This is a genomic window from Anaerococcus nagyae, assembly GCF_017874535.1.
GTDB lineage: Bacteria > Bacillota > Clostridia > Tissierellales > Peptoniphilaceae > Anaerococcus > Anaerococcus nagyae.
This window is the reverse complement of the sequence record NZ_JAGGLS010000001.1, coordinates 187,956-211,854: the sequence shown is the minus strand read 5'-3', so window position 1 is coordinate 211,854 and position 23,899 is coordinate 187,956. Positions and strand designations below refer to the sequence as shown.

25 protein-coding genes and 1 riboswitch are annotated in these 23,899 nt (G+C 30.2%); of the genes, 24 read left to right on the top strand and 1 reads right to left on the bottom strand.

Going from position 1 to position 23,899, the window contains the following annotated elements; all coding sequences use genetic code 11:
- Positions 1-32 precede the first annotated feature (32 nt).
- From J2Z39_RS01005 to J2Z39_RS00895, 24 genes are all read left to right on the top strand, one after another.
- Positions 33-932, top strand: coding sequence for a diacylglycerol/lipid kinase family protein (locus J2Z39_RS01005; RefSeq protein ID WP_117520167.1), 900 nt, complete (start codon positions 33-35; stop codon positions 930-932).
- Positions 933-1,027: 95 nt separating this feature from the next.
- Positions 1,028-1,507 (top strand): CarD family transcriptional regulator, encoded by a 480-nt coding sequence (locus tag J2Z39_RS01000; RefSeq protein WP_117520165.1) that lies wholly within the window; start codon positions 1,028-1,030, stop codon positions 1,505-1,507.
- Between the two features lie 34 nt (positions 1,508-1,541).
- Complete coding sequence (locus tag J2Z39_RS00995; RefSeq protein ID WP_117520164.1) at positions 1,542-2,651, top strand: PIN/TRAM domain-containing protein; 1,110 nt, start codon at positions 1,542-1,544, stop codon at positions 2,649-2,651.
- Positions 2,652-3,362, top strand: a complete 711-nt coding sequence (ispD, locus tag J2Z39_RS00990; RefSeq protein ID WP_209813345.1) for a 2-C-methyl-D-erythritol 4-phosphate cytidylyltransferase — start codon at positions 2,652-2,654, stop codon at positions 3,360-3,362. It begins immediately after the preceding gene.
- Positions 3,359-3,832, top strand: a complete 474-nt coding sequence (gene ispF / locus J2Z39_RS00985) for a 2-C-methyl-D-erythritol 2,4-cyclodiphosphate synthase (RefSeq protein WP_209813343.1) — start codon at positions 3,359-3,361, stop codon at positions 3,830-3,832. The genes ispD and ispF overlap by 4 nt, the downstream gene beginning before the upstream one ends.
- A complete protein-coding gene (gene metK, locus J2Z39_RS00980; protein WP_117520158.1) occupies positions 3,832-5,001 on the top strand; it encodes a methionine adenosyltransferase in 1,170 nt (389 codons plus the stop codon). The genes ispF and metK overlap by 1 nt, the downstream gene beginning before the upstream one ends.
- Before the next feature lie 8 nt (positions 5,002-5,009).
- Positions 5,010-6,059 (top strand): rod shape-determining protein, encoded by a 1,050-nt coding sequence (gene mreB, locus J2Z39_RS00975; RefSeq protein ID WP_117520156.1) that lies wholly within the window; start codon positions 5,010-5,012, stop codon positions 6,057-6,059.
- On the top strand, positions 6,059-6,748 hold the full coding sequence (gene gpmA, locus J2Z39_RS00970; protein ID WP_117520154.1) for a 2,3-diphosphoglycerate-dependent phosphoglycerate mutase: 690 nt from the start codon (positions 6,059-6,061) through the stop codon (positions 6,746-6,748). The genes mreB and gpmA overlap by 1 nt, the downstream gene beginning before the upstream one ends.
- 1,079 nt (positions 6,749-7,827) lie before the next feature.
- Positions 7,828-8,484: a winged helix-turn-helix domain-containing protein gene (locus J2Z39_RS00965; protein WP_117520150.1), complete on the top strand. Its 657-nt coding sequence runs from the start codon at positions 7,828-7,830 to the stop codon at positions 8,482-8,484.
- Between the two features lie 12 nt (positions 8,485-8,496).
- Complete coding sequence (locus J2Z39_RS00960) at positions 8,497-9,393, top strand: helix-turn-helix domain-containing protein (protein WP_209813340.1); 897 nt, start codon at positions 8,497-8,499, stop codon at positions 9,391-9,393.
- A 220-nt stretch (positions 9,394-9,613) separates the two neighbouring features.
- The gene (locus J2Z39_RS00955; RefSeq protein ID WP_209813338.1) at positions 9,614-9,991 is read left to right on the top strand and encodes a lactococcin 972 family bacteriocin; all 378 of its coding nucleotides are present in this window, start codon (positions 9,614-9,616) and stop codon (positions 9,989-9,991) included.
- A gap of 74 nt (positions 9,992-10,065) precedes the next feature.
- Positions 10,066-12,210 (top strand): hypothetical protein, encoded by a 2,145-nt coding sequence (locus tag J2Z39_RS00950; RefSeq protein WP_209813336.1) that lies wholly within the window; start codon positions 10,066-10,068, stop codon positions 12,208-12,210.
- A complete protein-coding gene (locus J2Z39_RS00945) occupies positions 12,210-12,869 on the top strand; it encodes an ABC transporter ATP-binding protein (protein ID WP_209813334.1) in 660 nt (219 codons plus the stop codon). Before J2Z39_RS00950 ends, J2Z39_RS00945 begins: the two co-directional genes overlap by 1 nt.
- Positions 12,866-13,465 carry a hypothetical protein gene (locus tag J2Z39_RS00940; RefSeq protein WP_209813333.1) on the top strand — a complete coding sequence of 200 codons (600 nt, stop codon included), beginning with the start codon at positions 12,866-12,868 and terminating at the stop codon, positions 13,463-13,465. The genes J2Z39_RS00945 and J2Z39_RS00940 overlap by 4 nt, the downstream gene beginning before the upstream one ends.
- A gap of 101 nt (positions 13,466-13,566) precedes the next feature.
- Positions 13,567-13,683, top strand: a riboswitch (FMN riboswitch).
- 90 nt (positions 13,684-13,773) lie between these two features.
- A complete protein-coding gene (locus J2Z39_RS00935; protein WP_209813331.1) occupies positions 13,774-14,373 on the top strand; it encodes an ECF transporter S component in 600 nt (199 codons plus the stop codon).
- Positions 14,374-14,457: 84 nt separating this feature from the next.
- Complete coding sequence (locus J2Z39_RS00930; RefSeq protein ID WP_209813329.1) at positions 14,458-15,132, top strand: ABC transporter ATP-binding protein; 675 nt, start codon at positions 14,458-14,460, stop codon at positions 15,130-15,132.
- A 1-nt stretch (position 15,133) separates the two neighbouring features.
- The gene (locus tag J2Z39_RS00925) at positions 15,134-16,345 is read left to right on the top strand and encodes a hypothetical protein (RefSeq protein ID WP_209813327.1); all 1,212 of its coding nucleotides are present in this window, start codon (positions 15,134-15,136) and stop codon (positions 16,343-16,345) included.
- 346 nt (positions 16,346-16,691) lie between these two features.
- Positions 16,692-17,150, top strand: coding sequence for a tRNA (adenosine(37)-N6)-threonylcarbamoyltransferase complex ATPase subunit type 1 TsaE (gene tsaE / locus J2Z39_RS00920; RefSeq protein ID WP_209813325.1), 459 nt, complete (start codon positions 16,692-16,694; stop codon positions 17,148-17,150).
- Between the two features lie 582 nt (positions 17,151-17,732).
- Complete coding sequence (gene tsaE, locus J2Z39_RS00915; RefSeq protein ID WP_209813323.1) at positions 17,733-18,179, top strand: tRNA (adenosine(37)-N6)-threonylcarbamoyltransferase complex ATPase subunit type 1 TsaE; 447 nt, start codon at positions 17,733-17,735, stop codon at positions 18,177-18,179.
- Entirely contained in the window at positions 18,160-18,837 is a 678-nt protein-coding gene (tsaB, locus tag J2Z39_RS00910; RefSeq protein WP_209813320.1) for a tRNA (adenosine(37)-N6)-threonylcarbamoyltransferase complex dimerization subunit type 1 TsaB, read from the top strand. The genes tsaE (J2Z39_RS00915) and tsaB overlap by 20 nt, the downstream gene beginning before the upstream one ends.
- Positions 18,815-19,249: a ribosomal protein S18-alanine N-acetyltransferase gene (gene rimI / locus J2Z39_RS08410; protein WP_245325646.1), complete on the top strand. Its 435-nt coding sequence runs from the start codon at positions 18,815-18,817 to the stop codon at positions 19,247-19,249. The genes tsaB and rimI overlap by 23 nt, the downstream gene beginning before the upstream one ends.
- The gene (tsaD, locus tag J2Z39_RS00905; RefSeq protein ID WP_245325645.1) at positions 19,250-20,260 is read left to right on the top strand and encodes a tRNA (adenosine(37)-N6)-threonylcarbamoyltransferase complex transferase subunit TsaD; all 1,011 of its coding nucleotides are present in this window, start codon (positions 19,250-19,252) and stop codon (positions 20,258-20,260) included.
- A gap of 12 nt (positions 20,261-20,272) precedes the next feature.
- The gene (locus tag J2Z39_RS00900; protein WP_117520129.1) at positions 20,273-20,629 is read left to right on the top strand and encodes a hypothetical protein; all 357 of its coding nucleotides are present in this window, start codon (positions 20,273-20,275) and stop codon (positions 20,627-20,629) included.
- Positions 20,619-22,022, top strand: a complete 1,404-nt coding sequence (locus J2Z39_RS00895; protein ID WP_209813318.1) for a S41 family peptidase — start codon at positions 20,619-20,621, stop codon at positions 22,020-22,022. The genes J2Z39_RS00900 and J2Z39_RS00895 overlap by 11 nt, the downstream gene beginning before the upstream one ends.
- Before the next feature lie 70 nt (positions 22,023-22,092).
- On the opposite strand, the gene J2Z39_RS00890 is transcribed toward J2Z39_RS00895, so the two are convergent.
- Positions 22,093-23,799 carry a hypothetical protein gene (locus J2Z39_RS00890; RefSeq protein WP_209813315.1) on the bottom strand — a complete coding sequence of 569 codons (1,707 nt, stop codon included), beginning with the start codon at positions 23,797-23,799 and terminating at the stop codon, positions 22,093-22,095.
- Between the last annotated feature and the right edge of the window lie 100 nt (positions 23,800-23,899).

Genomic DNA, 23,899 nt, shown 5'->3' with positions numbered 1-23,899 from the left:
TTGACTTAGCTAACTTAGTAAAAGGAGAAACTATGAAAGAAGCCCTTTTTATATACAATCCTAATAGTGGTCAAAGAATAATCAATGAGCACTTGTCTTGGATTGTTGATTATTTAAGTGAGAGAGAATATTTAGCAAGTATATATGCAACTCAAAGCCCAAAAGATGCAAGTGAAACTATTGTAGAATTGGGAAATAGATTTGATGAAATTATAGTAGGTGGTGGTGATGGAACACTTGATGAAGTCATAGCAGCTGTATCAAAACTTGATATAGACCCTTTGATAGGATACATACCAACTGGTTCAACAAATGATTTTTCAAAATCTTTAAATATTCCAAAGGATGTAGAAAAGGCTACTAAAGTAGCCACAAGAGGTTATCAAAAGCGCATAGATATAGGGAAAATTGATGATAAGTTTTTTGTATATGTAGCAGCTTTTGGAACAATAGCAGAAGTTTCCTATAATACTGGCCAAGATGTCAAAAATATCTTTGGTAGAAATGCATATATATTTGAAGGTCTTAAGCAAACTTTACCTCTAATTAACATTCCAACCTATAAAATAGAAGTATCAGTAGATGGAGATACCATAAAGGGAGATTTCATCCATTTTATGGTAACTAATTCAGTGTCTGTAGGCGGTTTTATAGGCATAACAGGAGATAATGTCGGTTTATCGGATGGGATATTTGAGCTAACCATGGTAAAGCGTCCCCAATCTCTTTCTGATATAAATAAGATAATATTTGGTTTAACAAATAGAAAAGAAAATGATATGTTAATTCTCCGTCAAGGAAGTGAGTTTGAGATAAAAACTAACAGTAAAGTAGCCTGGTCTTTGGATGGTGAGTATGGTGGATCTACTACTCATGCAAAAATTAAGGTGGAACAAGAAAAAATAAGAATGCGAACTGGATTACGTAACTAGTCTATCTTTTTACCCCAAAAGAGCTAGATTTTCAAATTTGTTTTACGAAAAAGTGCTAATTTGATATAATATAATTGAGAACCTAGGAGGTAAAAATGTTTAAAATAGGCGATAAAATCGTATACCCCAACCATGGTGCGGGTATAATTGATTCTATTGAAAAAAAAGAATTTTTAGGAGAAGAGAAAGATTATTTTATCCTAAAAATGCCAATCGGTTCTATGGATATTTCGATTCCAATGGCAAATATTGACAAAATGAACATAAGAGAGGTCATCGGCAAAAAAGAAGGCGATGAAGTACTTAGAATCTTAGATGATGATCCTACCCAAATGTCAAATAACTGGAATGTCCGCTATAGACAAAACCAAGAAGTTATTAAGTCTGGGGATATATTTGAAATTGCAAAAATGGTTAGGAACTTAGCGATTTTAGATAAAGAAAAGGGTCTATCCACTACTGAGAAAAAATTATTAAACAGGGCAAGACGAATTATGGCTAGTGAGTTAGTCATGGCAGGTTCTCTAGAAAAAGAAAAAGCTGAAGAAATGATAGATGAATCTATTGGTCTTTGATTGTTTTCTTTAAAAATGATAACAAGGAGCATAAATGAAGCGAATAATTCAATTGGTTATTACGCTAATTGGAGCTGCTCTTGGTATTGTAATATTAAATGTGGTTAATGCCGCAAGTTCTTTCATAGATTCTAGCGGCATTATATTTATAATTGCAAACATAATAGCAGGGCTAATTGGAGGAATAATCTTTTATTTTATATCTACATCATTTGTAGATAAATTTCTCGTTAATTTCTCGAATATAGAAGGACAAATTAGTGAGATACCAGCAGGAAATCTTATAGTCGGTACAGTTGGAGCGATAATTGGTATTCTTATAGCAACCTTAATTACAAGACCTTTAACCAGCTTACAATTACCATATGTAGGCAATTCTATTTTTGTGTTATTATCTATTTTATTATATATTGGTTTAGGTTATTTAGGATGGAGAGTTGCTACAAAAAATAGTGATGATTTTTTAAATCTTTTTAAGACCTCTAAAGAGAACAAAGAAAATAAAGATTCTCGTCATATTTTAAAATCTAGTAAAAATAGTAAGATTGCTAGTCCAAAAATCCTTGACACATCTGTAATTATAGATGGCCGTATAGTAGATATTATAGATACAGAATTTATAGAAGGTGAGCTTATTATTTCTGAGTTTGTCCTAGAGGAACTTCAACATATAGCTGATAGTCCAGATGATCTTAAAAGAGAAAGAGGCCGTAGGGGCTTAGATATAGTAAACACTATCAAAAAAAGTGGTAAGATTAATTTTAGAATAACTGATGTTGATTATCCTGAGATTAAAGAAGTTGATAGCAAACTTTTAAAGTTAGCTATGGATATGGATGGTAAAATATTTACCAATGACTATAATCTAAATAAGGTTGCAGATGTTCAAGGCATACCAGTTTTGAATATAAATGATCTTGCCAATGCACTTAAACCGGTAGTAATTCCTGGAGAGCATATGAAAATAGATGTAATCAAGGAAGGTAAGGGTAAAAACCAGGGAGTTGGATACTTAGATGACGGAACTATGGTTGTAGTTGAAGATGGTGATAAATATATAGACCAAACCATAAATGCTGTCGTTACCAGTGTTTTACAAACTTCTGCAGGGCGTATGATTTTTGTAAAGAGTGAAGAGGACTAGATGTTTGATAACAAATTTTTATCAGCTATCATAACTTCAGCTGGATCTGGAAGACGTATGAATAGCAATATAAATAAGCCCTTTTTAGAAATTGAAGGTAAAAAGATTATAGAACGTACTTTAGATACCATAGTAGGTATCGAGGAATTTGATGAGATTATCTTAGTTATCAGACGTGAAGATGAGGATATTATCAAAGATATACTCAAAAATTATGATAGAAAGATTAAGTATGTTTACGGTAGTGATACTAGAGAAAAGTCAACCTTTGAAGGACTTAAAGCTTTAAATAAAAAAACACAATTGGTCTTAACCCATGATGGGGTAAGGCCTTTTGCTAGTAGAGAGCTTTTCTATAAAACATTAGATGAACTTAGAGAATATAAGGCAGTAGTAAGCGCTACAAAAACTAAAGATACAGTTAAAATCGTAGATGAAAATATGCTTGTGGATTTTACCCCACATAGGGACTTTGTTTATAATATTCAAACTCCCCAAGCTTTTGATAAAAATATACTATTTTCTATGTATAAGAAGTATGTTGCTAGTGAATTTATGATAACAGATGATAGTCAGTTATTTGAATTTTTCAATAGACAAGAAGCAGTAAAAGTAGTTGAAGGAGAATATTCTAATATAAAAATCACTACTAATGAAGATATATTATTTGCAGATGCATATATTGAAACCCAGAATAGAGGGCAAAGATGAGAATAGGAATAGGATATGATGTTCATAGGCTAGTAGAAAATAGGGATTTGATTCTTGGTGGAGTCAAATTTGATTATGAAAAAGGCCTATTAGGGCATTCTGATGCAGACGTACTTACACATGCTATTATGGATGCTATACTAGGAGCTTTAGCAGAAACTGATATAGGAAATTTATTTCCAGATACAGACCCTAAATATAAAGGTATTTATTCAATAGAATTACTTGATAATGTAGTAAAGCTAATGGATGATAGAGGGTATAAGATAGGTAATATTGATAGTGTAATAATTTGTGAAATGCCTAAGATAAGTCCAAAGAGAGAAGAAATAAGGAAATTACTTAAAGAGCATCTAAATACTGATATGGAAAACATATCAATCAAAGCTTCAACAAGTGAAGGTCTAGGCTTTACAGGAGAAGGTCTAGGTATAGAAGCTCGTGCAGTTGTAATATTAGAGGAGAAATGATGAAAAGATTTGTAACAAGTGAATCAGTAACAGAAGGCCATCCAGATAAAGTTTGTGATAGGATTTCTGATGCAATACTAGATGAATGTTTAAGACAAGATAAAAATAGTAGAGTTGCTTGCGAGACAGTAACCTCAACTGGTTTAGTTTTAGTAGTTGGAGAAATTTCCACAACAGCCTATGCACCAGTAGAGCAAATAACTAGAAATGTCATAAAAGAAATAGGATATGATGATCCTAGTTTAGGGTTTGACTATTCAAATGTAGCAGTTTTAACCTCGTTAATAGAGCAATCAGCAGACATTGCCCAAGGTGTAAATAGTGCCCAAGAATATAAATCAACTAATGAAAAATATGACCGAATAGGTGCAGGAGATCAAGGTATTATCTTTGGATATGCAGATAATGAAACGGAAGAATATCTACCAGTATCCGTAACCTATGCTCATAAACTTTCCATGAGACTTACTGAAGTGCGTAAAGATGGAACTCTTTCATATCTAAGACCAGATGGAAAAACTCAAGTGACTGTAGAATATGATGATGATAAACTAGTTAGAATCGATAATATAGTTATTTCTGTTCAACATACAGAAGATGTATCATTAGAAAAAATTCGTCAAGATATAATAGATGAAGTAATAAATAAAGTTATAGATGATAGTTTAATTGATGAAAATACAAGAATCTATGTAAATCCAACAGGTAAATTTGTAATAGGCGGTCCAAAGGGAGACAGTGGACTAACAGGTCGTAAGATCATAGTTGATACTTATGGCGGATACTCTAAAGCAGGTGGTGGAGCATTTTCTGGAAAAGATCCTACTAAAGTTGATAGATCAGCTGCTTATATGGCAAGATATGCAGCTAAAAACATGGTTGCAGCAGGACTTGCGGATAAACTTGAAATAGGTATATCCTATGCTATAGGTGTAGCACATCCACTTTCAATTTACGTAGATAGCTTTGGAACTGGCAAATATGATGACGAGAGACTACTGGAAATACTAAGGGAAAACTTTGATTTTAGACCACAAGCAATTATAGATTATTTAGATCTGTTAAGACCAATCTATAAAGAAACATCATCTTATGGACACTTCGGTAGAAATAATCCCGATTTTACATGGGAAAAACTAGATAAGGTAGATATACTTAAAAATTATTAGGAGAAAAAATGGCAAGCTTTAGAAGAAGTGTAGCAATAGATTTAGGAACAGCTCAAGTTCTAGTCTATGTAAATAACAAGGGAATAGTTTTAGAAGAACCATCAGTAATAGCCATTGATATCCTAACAGATGATATACTTGCAGTAGGAAGCGAAGCTAAAAAACTTGTTGGCAGGACTCCAGGTAACATTAAGGCAGTTATGCCTATGAAAGATGGAGTTATAGCAGACTTTCCAGCAACAGAGCGCATGCTTAAGTACTTTTTAGAAAAATCAATAAGCAAGGCTCTTATAAAACCAGACGTTCTCATCTGTGTTCCAAGTAGATCAACTCAAGTTGAAAAAAGAGCAGTTCTTCAAGCAAGCGAAAATGCTGGAGCACACAGGACTTATCTTATAGAAGAACCTTTAGCAGCAGCAATTGGAGCTGGGGTTGATATAACAGATGCAGGTGGAGAATTAGTCCTTGATATAGGTGGAGGAACCACAGATATAGCGGTTATTTCCATGGGTCAGATTATAGCAAGTACATCAGTGCCAGTAGCAGGTCTAAGCTTTGATAAAGCTATTAAAGATTATATAAGATCAAGATATGGATTACTTATTGGAGATAACAAGGCAGAAGAAATAAAAATTGAATCAGGTAAGGCAGAACCTAGCGAATCCATAGAAGTTGCAGGTAGGCAAATAACAGATGGACTTCCAGCAAAAGTATATGTCCCAGTAGGAGAAATTGCTCTAGCGATAAAACCTGATGTGGATTTAATCGTGGATGGGGTAAAAAAAGTATTAGAGGTAACACCTCCAGAACTAGCTGCAGATATATATGAAAAAGAAATTATTCTAACAGGTGGTGCAGCTTATACATTAGGTCTGCGTGAGCGTATAGGAGAAAAATTCCAAATAAACGTAAAAATAGCAGAAAATGCAGAACAATGTGTAATAGTAGGCACAGGTAGAGCTTTAAATTGGCTAGATGAAATAGATAAAGGACATAATGAATCTATTAAGGCTAAGCAAAAAGAACTTGAAAAGAATGAAAAATTAAGGAGAAGATAATGACAAAAACATTAGTAATGGTAAGACACGGTCAAAGTGAATGGAATCTTGCAAACAAATTTACAGGATGGGTAGACGTAGATCTTTCTGAAAAAGGAACAGAAGAAGCTATAGAAGCTGGTAAAAAAATAAAAGAAGCAGGTATAGTATTTGACCATGCACATACATCTATACTAAAACGTGCTATAAAAACCTGTAACTATGTACTAGAATATTCTGAGCAACTATTTGTTCCAGTAGAAAAATCATGGAGACTAAATGAACGTCATTATGGAGCTTTACAAGGGCTAAACAAAGCAGAAACAGCTGAAAAATACGGGGATGAACAAGTTCACATTTGGAGAAGATCATATGATACACTCCCTCCATTATTATCAGAAGAAGCTCAAAAAGAACAATTAAACATGAGACAGTTTAAAAATCTTCCACAAGATGTAATCCCAGCAGCAGAAAACTTAAAGATTACTCTAGATAGAGCATTACCATATTTCTTTGATAATATAGCTCCACAGTTACTAAAAGATGAAACAGTATTAGTAGCAGCTCATGGTAATAGCTTAAGAGCATTAGCAAAGCACATAGAAGAAATTTCAGATGAAGATATAATGGACTTAGAAATCCCAACAGGTCAACCACTAGTTTATGAATTAGATGATGATCTTAAGATGGTTAAAAAATATTATTTATAAGCGTACGCTTATAAATAATTTAAATTAAGCTATAGCCATTTCGACTAGATGAATATACCCTAATTTGGTACATTCATCCCTGAAACTAGTGCGAAAGCACGGAAAAGTTTGCCTAGCAAACGAGTTTTAGTGTGAGTGAAGCGAACTCATGGATAGATCTAATGGGATTTCTCTACTCACTATGTTCTGTCGAAATGGTCGAATTTTATATTTTATCAATAGTCTAAGTAGAGTTTAATCTCTACTTTTTTAACTTATAGAATGATAGAACTTTATTAAAATTATTTTCTATAAGAAAAATATAATGATGATTTATTTAATAATATTTAGCTAATTAATTGGCAGATCCTTACTTAACTTAGGATCTGCCAATATAATTTAAAGAAATATTAGTAGTATATATAAAATAAATTTTAAACTTTGTAAATTAAAGCTCTATTCATTATTTTAGGGTTTATGTATAGTATATATATTAGGTAAATAAGTATAACCAATATACCACTATAAAAATAAGTTATATATTGAGGTAAATATTTCATTATAAGAAAGATAGATAATGCATATAAAAACTCTATAAGAGAATTTTTAGCTCTATCTTTATAGATATTAAGAGCCATTGTAGTAGCTGAGCTAAAAGTAACAATTAAAACAGCAATGCTAAAAATTTTAATACCTTCAAAAGAAAAAAGCGATATTATCATTGCTGTAAAAATAGTAATTGGTTGAAAATATTTGTGTTCTATTATAGTCATGGAATAATTGCCTTTCATATTTACCTATTAAATTTTTTGCTACAATATACTTTTTATAGTTTGAACTATATAATGTATAAATATCTTCCTATTAAAAGCGTAATACTTTTATCATTATTTTTTTAAAGAATTAATATCTTAATTATCTTTTATTATATTTAGAATTTATTGTAAATTATTTTTATAATATTTTGCATAATAATAAAAAGAATGTATGTATTCAGTATTTTTTTAATTTAGTTTTCATCAATGGTAATTTATATAAAAATATATTTACATTTGTCATTAGAAAGTATATAATCTATATATAAACAAAAAGGAGAAAATATGAAAATAGCATCAGTAGAAAATGAAAACGGTGTATCTTCTCTCTTAAACTCACATTTTGATAAACATGAAGTAGTTATACATAAATTCGAACAAATGGAAGACTTGATTGACTTAGATTTAGATAGCTACGATCTAATCTTGGTAGATATGACCTATAATAAGTGTCTTCAAGTAATTCAATACATAAAACAAACTACATCCGTTCCAGTAATATATCTAACAGAGAGAAATACAGATAATCCTTACGAGCAAGAATTAGATGATAAGGACTTTGTCATCCACTCTAATACTCGTGAGGAATTTATCAACAATATCTTTGATAAGGTAGAAGAAATCAACGATACAAATATTGTAAGATTAGGATTTTGTACTATGGAAGAAGATAACGGTATCTTTAGAATAGGTAATGATATCCTAGACCTAACCAAGTTTGAAATAAGCATCTGCTCAGTACTAATATCTAATATGGGTAAAACCTTATCCAAGGATGAAATAGTAGAGGCTATGGAAAAGAAAGGACTTAAAACGACAGAAAGATCAGTTAGGGAGCATATTAGAAAAATAAGACTAGAATTTAAAAAAGCTGACTTAAATCCAATTGAAACTGTAAACCGTAAGGGTTATAGGTGGGTACTTGATTCTTGTACACCTTAAAAGGAGTTAATAATGGACTATAATTTAGATTATATAGGTAATGAAATAAGGAATATAAGAAAAGAAAAGAAACTAACCCAAGAGGATTTGGCCTTTGCTGCTGACTTATCAGTAGATACAATAAGGAGGCTTGAAAGCGGAAAGGTAGATATAAAGCTTAGCTCTTTATTGGTTATTTTAGAAGAGCTGGGTCTTGAATTTGACACTATATTCAATTATTTTCAGGGATCTATATGGTCGTATATAGATGATTACATAACTGACTTAGATTATTATATGGATGAATTTAACTATGAAAAAGTAGAGGAAACATTAGGAGAATTTGAGAAGGTAAATAAAGATATTCTACCTAATTTTTATCAAAAAAAATATAGTCAGTATCTTAAATTTTACCAATCTATAATTTATAATCCGAAAAGAAGTAGCCAAAGTTTTATAAAAGGTCTAAATGAGGCTATGGTCATATCTCATAAAGACTTTAAGATTAAAAAGTATAAAAATTATAACTATACAAATTTCGAATACAGGATATTATCTGCTATGGTCCCTTATTATAGGGAGAATGGAGACATTGGATTTAGCTACGACATACTACTATTTATATTAAATAATATAGGTGAAAATAATAATTTATATCCGAAAATATCTTATAATATTAGTAGGTCATATAGCAATGATGGTGATGTTGAAAAAGCTTTAGAGTGGAATAAAAAATCTATCGATTCATCTATTAGAAATAATGACACTATTAACTTGATTAATTCATATTATCAGAGAGGAGATATTCTTTTTAAAGAGAAAAACCCAGAGTTTTTATCATATTTAAATAAATCTATGGACTTATGTTTACTAACAAATAGGCCAGAATTAAAAGAAAAATTTAATAAATTAATTTATCGAGACAAGTAACCATGCTTCAAAGCCAGTTTTTGTTAAGTTAGTACTAAAAATTTCAAATTCTTTTTCAGTATGAACTAATAAAGATTGGTTTTTGCTTATTTATCAGTATTTGTACAGGTATTTTGAACATGCACATAGGCTATTAAATAATATTTTAAAATATTTTATAATAAAGACATAGAATAAGTGTACACTTTCTATTCTAAAAATATAATTGGTAGGTTTAATTATGGAAAACAAAATAAAAGCATTAGCGGTAGCAGGACTAATATTATTTAGTACGCCAGTTTCTTTTGCAGATCAAGAGTATAGATTTGATTCATTAAACAATGATGTGGTTACAGTAGAATCAGAGAGTGTTAGCACTTATTCATCAAAAACCTACGACAGTGGAGTTAAGGATTGGCTAGGTGGAAAGTGGAGACACGGGGTTAATACTTCTCAGGTATGGTCACGATTTTATCACGCAAGTAAATATCATAATACTAGTGTAAAGGGCGCAGGCGGAAAGATAGCAAGATCTGGTAGAGTTGCTCCTAGCAATACAGCCTATGCTAGCTGGGAAAGTGCAGCTTTTGGAAATGAAGCATATGCAAATGTAGAATAAGATACTGTTAAATCCAGCTAGATAAAATACTTTTGTTTTTTTCTAGCTGGATTTCTATTAAGGTAAATAAATATATGAAAAAAATACTCAAGATACTCACGACAATAACATTAATACTAAGTTCCCTAACTTATTTCTATTACATAGATAACAATCAGGCTATAGGTAAATTTCCTGATTTTGATAAGTTTGTAAATCTTGTCAACTATAATGATGAGGATATTAGAGATGACATTGCTAAAGCTGCATCAGATAATAATATCAATTTAATAAAGTTTGTCAAGAAGTCTAGAGTTGATAGAAAAGAAAATATAGATGTAGATGCTTATTTATTTTTAAGTGATCCGAGTAGTTTTAATAAGTCCCATAAGGACTTAAAGATAAATGAAGATAGCAATACTTCTAATAAATTTCATAGCATAAGTTCTAATAATCTTTTAACTAAAAACAATATAGATATAAAAAAATATGAAGATATCGACATAGATAATATATCTGGAGACTATGCTATAAGTGGAGATCAAAATAATGTCGAATCATTTATAGATGATTTAAAAGCTTATGCAGATATTGTACAGACACCTGATTATATGAGTGCTTCTGAAATGACTATGAAAGAGTTTTTCTTAATGCTTGTCATTAATTTGATTAGTATTTTTGCTACTATATTTGCTTTGCTTATTTATAATAGGAGCCTAGTTAAGGAGCTGTCCATATCACTCCTATTTGGATATGATGATAAGAAGATTGCCGCAAACAAGTCTGTTAATCTTATAGCTATGCCTATATTAATAGCTTTAATAATTGATTCCGCCTTGCTCTATAACTTAGTTAATCCAGATAGTATTGGTGGATTTTTGATAGCTATGAATCCTATGTATATATTTATTTTATTATTTGCTTTAGTAGTATTTTTATTAGAATTTATCCTATTATTATATAAAACAAATTATGAAGATATATTAAGTGTATTAAAGGGAGAGAGAAAGGTTTCTGCTAAGTTTTTATCAATATTTAAAATAATATTTGCAGGATCCTTGGCCTACTTACTAGCTATCACTGTCTTTTCTTTAAAAGACTATAAAGATGTAAATGAATATTTAAATGATTGGGACGATGCAAAATCATACGCCAACATAGCCACTGGGGCGCCTTGGCAATATGTAATTGATGGAGATAAAGATAAAGAATTAGTTGCAAAACCTACAGAAGAATTGGCTAGACTCTTGGTAGATAGAGGGGCAGTATTATTCCTAAACCCATACCAAGACGTCGAAGGGTTAAATATAGATGATGACTTATTTGGAGAACATAGGTTAAATAATGGAAAATTTGCCTTCATTAACCACAATTACCTTACAAAGTTTGATATATTAGATGATAAGGGACATGCTTTAGATACTAAAGCAAAGGAAAATGAATGGGTTATATTAGTTCCAGAAGATATTAACCTTACTGATCAAGATTTGAATGATATCAAAGAAAAACAAATATCTGAATCTAAAAATAGTGATGATTTAGTTCGGAATATTGTAAAAATAAAAAGCGGCCAAAAGCTACCATGCCTAGATTCCAGTGCTAGGATCGATCAGCCTTATTCGGACAATTATGTTTACATTTTAATAAATGAGGACGGACTTAGGTCAGAAGAAAGCTTACTGTCTAATGGATTAGATAATGGGCAGCTACACCCTTATCTAGATAAGGGTGAGGAGAGTCTAGCAGATTTAAAGGAACTAATATCCACTACGCCAGCTAGTAAGTATGTTCTTTGGATAGAGACAGCCTATGACTATGTAGAATACCAGGTTCAAAGATACAAAAATGAAACTATAATTTATATTATAGCTTCAATTATCCTACTATGTATTTATGGATTTATAGTAAATACAGATCATAAAAATTATTATTTAAACTATGGAGATGAAGCTGCAGTAAAGAGCTTATTTGGTTATCCTTTTAAGGATATCCACAAGGCTAAGATAAGATCTATAGCTTTGTCATATCTACTATCTATAGCTATCTACTATCTAGTACTCAGACTGAGTGTAGTTTTTGGAGGATTAGGCTTTTATGCTCCAAGAGAAGGTTGGACTAACAGGATGGTTTTAATAGGCTTTGGGATTAGCCTCCTCTTATTTATAATATTTACTCTTGCTGAAATAGTAATGTTAAGAAAAGAAGCTAATATAATCAAAAGTTTAAAGGAGGATAAGTAATGAAACCCCAAATAAGCTTGAAAAATATAAACAAAACTTATGGTGACCACGAGGTGCTTAAGGATGTAAATCTTGATATATATTCTAAAGACTTTATAACTATTTTTGGAAAAAGTGGTAGTGGTAAGTCTACCTTGCTAAATATCCTAGGAACCCTGGAAGACTATGATAGTGGTAGTATAAGAAGCTTTGGTTATTCTGATCCTTATAAGGATAAAAATAAGTCAATGATCTTAAGGAGAGAAAGGATAGCTTATCTGTTTCAAAACTTTGCCCTTGTAGATAATATGACTGTTAAAGAAAACATTGACATAGCCCTAAAATATAGTGAGTTTAAAAATGATAAAGAAAAGATAAATATTACTTTAGATAAGCTAGGCATAGCTGATAAGCTAAATAATAAAGTATATGAATTATCAGGTGGGGAGCAACAAAGGGTAGCTATGGCAAGAGTTTTATTAAAGCCTTATGACCTGCTCCTGGCAGATGAGCCTACAGGGTCATTAGATACTATAAATAAAGATATTTTGATGCAGCTTTTTCTAGAGGAAAATGCTAAGGGCAAAACTATAGTAATAGTAAGCCATGATAAAGATTTTGCAAATATAAGCAAGACTAGCTATGAAATAATTGATAAATGTTTGGAGATTAAAAAATGAAGAGAAATAAAAAGAACACAGCCTTATTTGTTTTGATAGCTGTAGTAGTTATAGGATTAGCAGTTTATTTTATAAATAGAAATAACAATAAGCTAGAAGCGGTGCACATAGGAAATGATAGTAAGCAAGATTTTGAAGCTTTAGGAATTGCAGATGATAGCCAAATCCTCCTTTGCAAGGATGAGAATAGCAACTATGTAATACCAAATAGTCTTTTTGCTAATGGCGGCACTTTTAGGATAGTGGCAAAAGACTCAGAGGGTAATAGCTATACTAGCAAAGAGATAAGTCTTAAAGAAAATGATAAGATAAAAATAAAAAATGTTTCAGATAATGAACTTATTTTAGAAAATGAAAATAAGGGAGAAAAGAAAGATATAGACATACCAGATATCAAAAACTGGGATATTAGCAAAGATGGAGATAATCTAGGAGCAAACTTTAGTTCAAAGACTGATTATGATTATACAGTGTATGTTGTAGGTAAGGGTGGCGAACTTGCTATATCTGATACTTTAAATAATGGAAAAGAAGTTTCAGCAAGTTGGGAAGCAGGGAAAAATATGACTTCCTTAGTTAAATTTGACCTAAAATAAACTTGAAAAATGTTTTCCTTGTGATATAATAATAACAAGAAGTAAATAATTTATAAGTTTGTTTGGACTTGAATATATTATAGGATTATTCTAGTCATACGAGCTTAATTCGGGGTAAGGTGAAATTCCTAAACCGGCAGTTATAGTCTGCGAGCCATCTTGGTTGAATTGGTGAAATTCCAATACCGACAGTATAGTCTGGATGAGAGAAGTATATAATAGCACTTCCTTTATGTTATGGATGGATTAGCTAACTTTCATGCCCTGATTATTAGGGCATTTTTTATTGCCCATATTAGGAGGTATTAATGAATCAAAGTAGAAGTAAATCATTTAGTTTAGATAGGATTACAAAAGTTGGAATTCTTTCAGCTTTATCATATGGGCTTATGTTTATCCAAGTACCAATACCTATAGCACCACCATTTATGAAACTAGACCTAGCAGATGTCCCTTCTTTAATAGGTGGCTTTGCCCTAGGACCTTGGTATGGGGTTATGATCCAATTTATAAAAAACTTACTCAATCTTTCAAAGACAATGACAGGTGGAGTAGGAGAATTATCTAACTTTATAGTAGGATCAACATTTGTTCTAGTATCAAGTTTAATTTATAGAAATAACAAGACCAAAAAGAACTCTATATTATCTTTAATATTAGGAGTTCTTGCAATGAGTGCAGTAGCAACTATATCCAATGCCTTTGTAGTATTCCCATTATATGGTAAGGCAATGAATATGGACTTATCAGCTTTTGCAGCTCAGGCTGGAAAAAATTCTTTAGTAAAAAATTATTTTACACTTATGATATTTTCAATCGCACCATTTAATATAATTAAAGGTGCTGTAGAATCTATTGTAACTGAGCTAATTTACAAGCGTATTTCGCCAATACTAAAATATTCGTAAGTTTTTAGGCCCTGATATCCACTACTTGGATTCAGGGCTCTCTTTGTACTCGTCCTCTTATCTTAAAGAAGAAAGTAGTAATTAATGAATAATATTGAAATAAAAAATTTAAATCTAAAATTAGGAAATAGTGATATCCTTAATAATATAAGTTTTGATATAATAGCTGGGAAAATTACAGGTTTTATAGGGAATAACGGAGCAGGAAAGACTAGTTTGATAAAATGTTTGACTAGTTTTTATAGAAATTATGATGGAAGTATAAAGATAAATAATCAAGATCTAAAAACAATTCACATATCCTATATAACAGATAGTCCTGTTTACTACGAAGAGTTAACTTTTGGCGAGCATATAGAATTTATATCGGCTATCAATGAGTCCAAAGAGTTAATAGATTATTATATAGATTTATTTGAAGTTAGAAGATATCTTAATCATTTCCCGAGTGAACTTTCTAAAGGAACACTACAAAAAATGATGATCATCTTAGCCTTACTAAGAAATAAGGAACTTTTGATAGCGGATGAACCCTTCACAGGGCTTGACCCAAGTCAATTAGATGTATTTAAATCTGAACTAATAAGCTTAAGAAATAAAGGCTGTGCTATACTTATATCCTCCCATCAATTGAGTTTGATAGATGAGATATGTGATAATTTCGTTTTTATTAAGGAAGGACAAGTAGTCTATGCTTCTGATAAGTCTGCTAAGGATAATAATACTTACGACTTATATAGGAAATATTTTGGGAAGTGATATGTTTGCGAATAAAGTATTAATTGCAAATGATATAAGAATAAAAAAACGTCAATTTTTAAAACTTATAAAAAACTATCCCTTAATCTTGATCCTGATTCCAGCAATATTTGCTATGGCAATATTTTACGCCGATAAATACATAATTTATTATATTCCATTAGTTGATAAGAGTCTATTAACAACTAGCTTGGCTCTATTAATAGCACTTTATGGTTTCTTGTCTAGGAAAAGTCTAATAAGAATTGACCATGCTCATCTACTGTATTTAAATGATGAAGAAATAGTTGATTTATTAAGATTAAAGTTTCTCAAAAAGGCTGGTATTTACATAATAGTTTTTTATCCATTAAATATACTATTAAAGCTTGGAAATGCTGATATAGCACTTATATTTCTAACACTGGTCTATCAAGATATACTGGGATTATTTTTCTATAATTTGAAAGATAAAAAATTAGCTAATATATTTAGATTTTCCTTGATTTTAATGCTAGTCTTATTATATTTTAATTATAAACTTATCATAGTAGTATTTTTTATAATACTTACTGAGCTTATAATATTAGCTCATAAGTTTAGACTAGAAAACCTTGATAAGGACCAGTTATTTAAAGAGTTTAGGACCTATAATACTATCCAATCAGCAGCTAGGAATAAGGATTATTCTAAAATGCAAGTTATTAATAAGCAAAATCTTGCTAATAAGGGCAGATCTTATAGTTATTTTAATAAGCTAAGTTATAAAAATGCTATAAGCCAACAAGCTATACTGAGTCTTAGAAGAACTAGTTCTAGGGCAATAATTGGACTTGCTATAGGAGCCTATGTATTATTAGTAATTAATAAGTTTTACTTAGACAAATATTTTATAAATATTTTTATACTTTATAGCTACTTAACTAATGTGAATGCTATAGTATGTGAAAATTTTAAAAATCTTTTAAGAAAAGATCGACAAGGATTATTTATAGATGTAGAATACAAAGATTTGGTAAAATCTTATTCTATAATAAATTTTACTATCAATACTATATTTTTACTTGGATTTTCTATAATACTTAAGAACATATACTATTTAGGAATTAGCTTATTTTATGCTCCTATGCTATTATCTAGTATATATTTTAGCAAATATAATAAGAAAATAATTACTTACCTTAGCACTATATACCTACTAGCTATATTATTAATATTTCAAATTTCCTTATAGTTAGTAATACAAAATATTTTAGGGTATATTGCTAATAATAGATGTATTAGTTTTTAGTATCATATAGAAGTAGGAGGGTAATATATGAAATTGAGTCCTTTAGCTTATATTGTTATTATTGCGTCTGGGATAATATTAGCTTGGATTTTAATCAGTATAATAAAATTTATAATCAAGCTGATTAAGAAAAATAAGTAAAACTAATATTTGATTTTAAAATAATAAATTTATTGATTATATAAATCTATTTTACATAGAATATATGAACTAATATAGGTAGCAATGAACTGTATTAGTTCATTTTTTTTATTACAAAAATAGTATAATAGATAGATAAAGAGGATTTATGATTATTAATAATTTAGAAGAAATGAAAATTTTTGCAAATAAATTGGCATCTGGTCTTAAAGAAGGCGATGTCCTTAATTTGATAGGGGAGATGAGTGCTGGAAAGACTACTTTGACTAGCTTTATTAGCCAGTATTTTTCCGTAGATGATAGCTCATCTCCAACCTTTGCAATTGTAAATATATATGAGGGTGATATCAAAATATACCACCTAGATCTCTATAGATTTGATGATCCTGATGAGATTTTGGATATTGACTATGAGACTTACTTTTACCCAGATGATGGACTTACTATCCTTGAGTGGGGAGAGAATGTAGCTTACTATCTACCAGAAGATATGATAAATCTAGAGATTAGAAAAATTGATGAAAACAAGAGAGAAATAACAATTTCTGATGATTCAAGAAGGGGACGAGAGCTTAATGAATATCTTGACGATTTTAATATAAAATGATAGAAACATATAATTAATCTCTGATAATAATAATCTAATTATGTTATATTATTTACTTAATAGAAGTCAAGAAAAAAACTGCTATATCATTATAAAATTCAAGTTATTTATTGATGGAAAGGATTTTATATATATAGTTATTTTAGTTAAATATTTGACTGGACTTTGAACTTGTATTAATATTATGTGTAATTAATGTTGTATATTCGATTATCTTTATTATAGCATGGAGGATTTAATGATTAATGATTTAATAATACTTTTTATATTAATTTTAGCTTTTATTACACCATACTTACTTATAAAATCTATATTGGAGAAGAAAAAAAAGTATATAATTTTAACATGCTTATGTAATATGACTTTATTCAATTTAATTCTAGAATTTTTGTAAATTCTTTTTTTATAAATAGTGTATAATACTGAATAAGTAAGAGATTGTTTGATTTTAAAATAATAAGTTTATTGATTATACAGATCTATTTTACATAGAATGTATGAACTAATACGGGGAGTAATTAACTGTATTAGTTCATTTTTTTTTACTACAAAAATAGTATAATACAAAGATAAAGAGGGATTATGATTATTAACGGATTAAGTGAAATGAAAAAATTTGCAAATAAATTGGCATCCGGCCTTAGAGAGGGTGATGTCCTTAATTTGATAGGAGAAATGAGTGCTGGAAAGACAACCTTAACAGGATTTATAAGCCAGTATTTTTCTATAGAAAATAGCTCATCTCCAACCTTTGCAATTGTAAATATATACGAAGGAGATATCAAGATTTATCACCTAGATCTCTATAGATTTGATGATCAAGATGAGATTTTGGATATAGATTATGAGACATATTTTTATCCAGATGGTGGACTTACTATCCTTGAGTGGGCAGAGAATGTAAGTGATTATCTGCCAGATGATATGATAAATATAGAGATTAGAAAAATCAGCGAAAATAAGAGAGAAATAGAAATTTATGAGGATTCGGAAAGGGGAAAAGAAATAAATGAATATCTTGGCAATTGATACATCGACTATGATTTCTACTGTCACTATAGCTAGTGATAGTGAGATCATAGGCGATTTTAATGTAAACCAACAAAAGACCCATAGTGAATCCCTAGTTCCTATGATAGAAACTCTTTTGGATTTGCTTGGCATGAATATAAAGGATATTGATAGATTTGTTATATCTAAGGGTCCTGGCTCTTTTACTGGTCTTAGAATAGGAATGACTATAGCAAAAACTCTTGCACAAGCAAATGATAAAAAGCTAATAGCAGTGAGCACGCTTTTGGCTCTTGCTAATAATTCGTGTAGTGATAAGCTAAAAGTTCCTATGATTGATGCCAGAGGTAATAGGGTTTATGGAGCAGTGTATGATAAGGGCTTTAATGAAGTTATAAAAGAAGATTTGTATACCATAGATGTATTCTCAAAACTTGTTAATGAACTTGATGATGAAGTTGAATTGATAGGGGAAGTATCTAGTAAATACGAAGATTTATTTATTAATAGAAGGACTTTACCAATTTCTTTTAATAATTGTATAGGCAAATCTTTAATAAAAGTATGTCTTGAAAACCTTGATCAGTCCTACAACTTGTATGAACTAAGCCCAAATTATCTTAGAAAATCACAAGCTGAAAGAGAGCTTTTAAATGATAAGAAAAATGCAAATTAGTGATGCTGATGTAGTTTATGATATAGAAAATAAAGCCTTTTTTGAACCCTGGTCTAAGAAACATTTAATAAAGGAACTAGAGTCCAACTCCTTTTTGCGTCATTTTGTTGAAGAAATTGAAGGTAAAGTTGTAGGATTTTACATATCAAGCCATGTACTGGATGAAGTAGAAATTTTTACTATAGCAGTAGATCCAGCTTACCACCATATGGGCATTGGCACAAGGCTATTAAATCATTTAGTTAAATCTAGTAAAAATGAAAATGTCAGACAGATTTGGCTAGAGGTATCTACTAAAAATCTTGCTGCTATAAATTTATACGAAAAGTTTGGCTTTAGAATAATGGGCTTGCGTAAAAACTATTATCAAAAAATAGGTGAAGATGCCTATAATATGTTAAAGGAATTATAAATGTCTGATTTTTATACAATGGGAATTGAAACCAGTTGTGATGATAGCTGTGTGGCAATTCTTAAAAATGATAGAGAACTTTTAGTAAATTTAATATCATCACAAATCGATATTCATACTCTTTTTGGAGGAGTTGTTCCAGAGATTGCAAGTAGAAAGCACCTTGAAGCTATCAATCCTTTGATAGATAAGGCTCTTAATGAAACAAATCTTAGCTATGATGATATCGACTTAATATCTGTAACAAAGGGACCAGGTCTAATGGGGTCTTTACTTGTAGGCATCTCTGCGGCCAAGGCTCTATCTTTAGCTACAAATACTCCAATGATAGGAGCGAATCATATGAGAGGGCACATATGTGCAAATTATCTAGCAAATAAAGATCTCAAGCCACCTTTTGTATCTCTTGTAGTAAGTGGTGGTCACACCTATTTAGTAAAGGTAAAAGGCTATACTGATTATGAGATAGTTGGCAAAACCCGAGATGATGCTGCTGGTGAATCCTTTGATAAGGTGGCTCGAAAAATGGGATTGGGTTATCCTGGTGGTCCAAAGATAGATAAAATAGCGAAAAAGGGTAATAAAGAAGCAGTAGTATTCCCTAGGGTTATGCTGGAAAAAGATTCATATGATTTTTCATTTTCAGGACTTAAAACAGCTGTAATTAATTATATGCATCAACTTGAGCAGAAAGATGAAGAGCTTAATAAAGCAGATATAGCAGCGAGCTTCGAGGAAGCTGTGGTAGATGTTTTAGTAGAAAAGTCTATGAGGTTAATCGGTGAAACAGACTATAATAAATTAGCTGTGTCTGGCGGAGTAGCTGCTAATTCTAGATTAAAAGAAAGATTAGAAGTAGCCTGTAAAGAAAAGGATATAAAATTCTATTATCCTTCCCTAGAGCTATGCACAGACAATGCAGCTATGATAGCTATGACAGGTTATCTAGATTATAAGTCAGGGCAAAGAAGTAATAAATTTATGAAAGTTTACCCAAACTTAGAATTATAATATAATTAAACTATGAGAAGAAGAAAAAGTGAGAATACTAATTTATTAAAAAAATATAATAAAATGAAAACTATAAGTTCCATAATTTGGATCTTATCAGGGCTGGGTATTTTGGCTTTTGGCATCTATTATAAGGAAATTTTTGAGATTATCTTTGGCATACTTGCATCTATTTATGGTATGGCGAGCCTAAGAACAAGGAGGCTTACAAGCTTAGCAGCTATTGCAAGAAGTGAAAGAAGCCGACTTAAATTTCTTGTTATAAGTATAGTGGTATTTTCACTAGTAAATCCTATAGGAAATATTGCAGTAATATTTGACTTATATAAAAGAGATTATGCCATAAAAGGAGGATTTGATGAAAAATAAAGCTAAGATTTTTTGTCTGATCCTTGTTTTTATGCTCATAAATACCTCGTGTGCAAAAAGAAGACTAGACAAATTAGAAGCAAATCGAGCCGAAGATATAGTAGAAAATAATGGCTTTGATGCAAACAGCAATATCTTTTATCCTGAGAATATTGACAAATTTGATGTAGATAGCTATCTAAAGTGGTATAAGGATTTAGATAAGCCTCCTAAATTACAATTGCCAGCAACAGAAAATCCAAAGTCTCTTACAAATAAAGAGATGGTAGATGATTTCAATTATTTATTTGAAGAGCTAAAGGAGAATTATCCTTTTTTTGACGTTCTTAAAAGAGAACAAAATGTAGATTTTATAGGTAATTATAATAAATATTTAAAAAGGGTAGAGGAAGCTAAAACTGATCAAGAGTTTATAGATGTAATGACTGGTATTATGGGAGAGCTTAATAACCATCACGCCAGAATTGCAGATGAAGCTTACGTAAAAAGTACTTTAGATTATTATTCAAAAAACTGGAATTCCCCATCAATTTATTATGAGTTTTTAAGTCTAAATAAACAAGTGGTGAGAAATAGATATCATATAGATGGCAAGCAAATAGTAGATAATGGACAAAATAATAAGCTTGCAATATCAACAATTATCCCAAACAACCAAGCTAGCAATATGACTCTTGATACGAGTAATGAAAATATAGCAATTATAAAAATAAATGGCATGGTGGATCCTGATAAGTTTGCAGCTGATCAAGATGTTTTAAATGAATTTTTGAGAAATAAACATCTTTATAAGGCTTTAGTAATAGATATTAGAGAAAATTACGGTGGCAATATGGAATACTGGCAAAATTTCTTGTTACCTAAGCTTTTAACCAGCCAAAAATCAGTAACTAATCATTTATTCTTCAAAGATTCTGATAGAGCAAAGTTGATACTTGCCGATGATACATTAAATGTAGAGAAGCTAAGCAATGTAGATATTTCAGGAGTAAAATTAGATCATTCAGCTGATTTAAAAAATTTTGACTATTATATAAAGGATACTATAAGCATTAGTCCAGATGAGAAAAATAAAAATAATGGTTTTGATGGAAATGTATATCTTTTAGTGGATAAGGCTGTGTTTTCTGCTGCAGAAGGAATGGCTAGTTTTATGAAAAATAGCGAATCAGCAACTCTAGTAGGAGAGAAAACAGGAGGAGATGGTATAACTCTTGGCGTCATAAATGATGTCATGCCAAATTCAGGCCTAGTATTTACATATACAAATACTTTAGGTTATGCGCCAGACGGCACAATAAATGCAGAAAAAAAGACCAGCCCAGATATACAATCAGGTAGTTTTAGAAATTCTATAGATACTATTGAAGAGATAGAAGATGGAAATTTTTAAATAAGAAATTTGATTATTAATAAAATGACCTCCAAAAGTTGAGCTTAAAAGCAACTAATGAAGGTCATTTTTAATGATATTTTTTAGTAATACTATAAGCAAAAGAAGAGCTTATTAGTAAGACTAAAGGCAATTTTAGTTTTTTAATCCCTGTCTTTACATTCTTATTTGCTTGGATATTGGGTGTTGATTTCATACTAGATACTTTTTGTGTACTAGGATATGAGTTAGAAGTTATTTTCGGATAGCTTGTAGAATTTTGTGGTATTGTATTTTCTTTAAAATAATAATAGTCCTCACCTATTAGGCCATCATTATTTTTATCAATCATAAATGGATAAACCCAGTCATTTTCACTTATTGGTAGAGTAAATAATCCAGAAGCTAAAACTTCATCTATAGTTAAAGGATAATTGCCATCAGTATTCATTTTATCTAACAATTCCTTTTTTTCATCTGGTAAGTTTAGATAAGCATTACGAGTCTTGTTATTTTTATAGAATGATGAATCATAATTATTTGAAATAGATTTTGTTTCACTGCTTTTTTGATTTACATTATTTTTTTGGTAATTATCATTATAGCTATTGTCATATTCTTGCTTAGCTTTATTATTTCTATCGGAGTCATCAATTATACCGTCTTCATTTTTATCAAACATAAAAGGATATAGCCAATCTATGCCGTCTTTAATAGGTAAAGCATATTTTCCATATTTTTCTAGCTCCTCAATACTTAAATATTCATCACCATCTGTATTCATATTATCTAAATCTTCCCTTTGGTCATCAGTTAAAGCAACATATAAATCCTTAGTTCTATTTTTTATATAAAACACAGAAGAATACTTATACTTATCAGTATTGTCTTCTTCTATCTTATTATCTTTGGATATATCGTTAATATTATTTTCAGAAATACTATCATCAAGCTCATTTTTAGAAAAATCTTCTTCATTATTAGGATTAATATCTGGAATTTTATCATCATCTCTAGTATTATAAGGATTTTGAGAGTCTACTTCTGTCAAATTGTTATCTGTATTTAATAATTGATCCTTGCTAATAACTTTTTCTTTATTATATAATCCTTGTTTTAGTTCATATCTTTTCTCTAAACTAGTATTTCTATAAGCCTCTAATAGATCCTTATCCCTTGTAAAAGCTTCTTGTTCGGCACTACTTTCTCCAACTGTTCCATCTAGATCTTTATCTTTCATAAAAGGATATAGCCAATCACTAAAAAATACGGGGAGGGCAAACTTTCCTGAATTGTCTACTTCTGCTATTGTTAAAAAACTTTGTTTGCTTTTATCAGACTTTAACTTATCTAAGATATCTTGCTTTTCTTTATCTAGCTTCAAATAGGCTATCTTATAAGAAGAATCTGTATAAAAAGGGGAATGCAAGTTTATATTTGAAATATCCTTATTATCATTAGCTAGTTCTTCTATAATTTTAATATCACCTTTCAAATTATTATAAGAAAATTCTAACCATTCTTTATTATCTTTTTTTAAGGCTCTTGAATTAAAGTCTATTGCATTATCATACAGTAATTTTATCTCGCTGTTTGAGGATAAATACTGGGGACTATTTTTTATTTCTTCAATATATGATAAAAGAGTGTAGTTATCTAAGGTATCAATATTATCTGAGTTTTCTATTTCTAGAGATTGGATATTTTCCTTATTATCTAGTTCATCTGCATAGGAAAGATTATTCGACATCATTAAAGATAGACTAAGTATAATAAGAAAACTACTTTGTATTTTCATAATTCACCTCATTATTATATTATAATATGAGACAAATTAATGCAAGGAAAAAGGGGCTGTGCAGAATGAACGATAATTATTCATAGTTTTGCAACAGTCC

Bases quoted from the DNA above. Each gene is read 5' to 3' on its own strand.
- J2Z39_RS01005 (WP_117520167.1), top strand. From the start codon at position 33: ATGAAAGAAGCCCTTTTTATATACAATCCTAATAGTGGTCAAAGAATA.
- J2Z39_RS01000 (WP_117520165.1), top strand. From the start codon at position 1,028: ATGTTTAAAATAGGCGATAAAATCGTATACCCCAACCATGGTGCGGGT.
- J2Z39_RS00995 (WP_117520164.1), top strand. From the start codon at position 1,542: ATGAAGCGAATAATTCAATTGGTTATTACGCTAATTGGAGCTGCTCTT.
- ispD (WP_209813345.1), top strand. From the start codon at position 2,652: ATGTTTGATAACAAATTTTTATCAGCTATCATAACTTCAGCTGGATCT.
- ispF (WP_209813343.1), top strand. From the start codon at position 3,359: ATGAGAATAGGAATAGGATATGATGTTCATAGGCTAGTAGAAAATAGG.
- metK (WP_117520158.1), top strand. From the start codon at position 3,832: ATGAAAAGATTTGTAACAAGTGAATCAGTAACAGAAGGCCATCCAGAT.
- mreB (WP_117520156.1), top strand. From the start codon at position 5,010: ATGGCAAGCTTTAGAAGAAGTGTAGCAATAGATTTAGGAACAGCTCAA.
- gpmA (WP_117520154.1), top strand. From the start codon at position 6,059: ATGACAAAAACATTAGTAATGGTAAGACACGGTCAAAGTGAATGGAAT.
- J2Z39_RS00965 (WP_117520150.1), top strand. From the start codon at position 7,828: ATGAAAATAGCATCAGTAGAAAATGAAAACGGTGTATCTTCTCTCTTA.
- J2Z39_RS00960 (WP_209813340.1), top strand. From the start codon at position 8,497: ATGGACTATAATTTAGATTATATAGGTAATGAAATAAGGAATATAAGA.
- J2Z39_RS00955 (WP_209813338.1), top strand. From the start codon at position 9,614: ATGGAAAACAAAATAAAAGCATTAGCGGTAGCAGGACTAATATTATTT.
- J2Z39_RS00950 (WP_209813336.1), top strand. From the start codon at position 10,066: ATGAAAAAAATACTCAAGATACTCACGACAATAACATTAATACTAAGT.
- J2Z39_RS00945 (WP_209813334.1), top strand. From the start codon at position 12,210: ATGAAACCCCAAATAAGCTTGAAAAATATAAACAAAACTTATGGTGAC.
- J2Z39_RS00940 (WP_209813333.1), top strand. From the start codon at position 12,866: ATGAAGAGAAATAAAAAGAACACAGCCTTATTTGTTTTGATAGCTGTA.
- J2Z39_RS00935 (WP_209813331.1), top strand. From the start codon at position 13,774: ATGAATCAAAGTAGAAGTAAATCATTTAGTTTAGATAGGATTACAAAA.
- J2Z39_RS00930 (WP_209813329.1), top strand. From the start codon at position 14,458: ATGAATAATATTGAAATAAAAAATTTAAATCTAAAATTAGGAAATAGT.
- J2Z39_RS00925 (WP_209813327.1), top strand. From the start codon at position 15,134: ATGTTTGCGAATAAAGTATTAATTGCAAATGATATAAGAATAAAAAAA.
- tsaE (WP_209813325.1), top strand. From the start codon at position 16,692: ATGATTATTAATAATTTAGAAGAAATGAAAATTTTTGCAAATAAATTG.
- tsaE (WP_209813323.1), top strand. From the start codon at position 17,733: ATGATTATTAACGGATTAAGTGAAATGAAAAAATTTGCAAATAAATTG.
- tsaB (WP_209813320.1), top strand. From the start codon at position 18,160: ATGAATATCTTGGCAATTGATACATCGACTATGATTTCTACTGTCACT.
- rimI (WP_245325646.1), top strand. From the start codon at position 18,815: ATGATAAGAAAAATGCAAATTAGTGATGCTGATGTAGTTTATGATATA.
- tsaD (WP_245325645.1), top strand. From the start codon at position 19,250: ATGTCTGATTTTTATACAATGGGAATTGAAACCAGTTGTGATGATAGC.
- J2Z39_RS00900 (WP_117520129.1), top strand. From the start codon at position 20,273: ATGAGAAGAAGAAAAAGTGAGAATACTAATTTATTAAAAAAATATAAT.
- J2Z39_RS00895 (WP_209813318.1), top strand. From the start codon at position 20,619: ATGAAAAATAAAGCTAAGATTTTTTGTCTGATCCTTGTTTTTATGCTC.
- J2Z39_RS00890 (WP_209813315.1), bottom strand. From the start codon at position 23,799: ATGAAAATACAAAGTAGTTTTCTTATTATACTTAGTCTATCTTTAATG.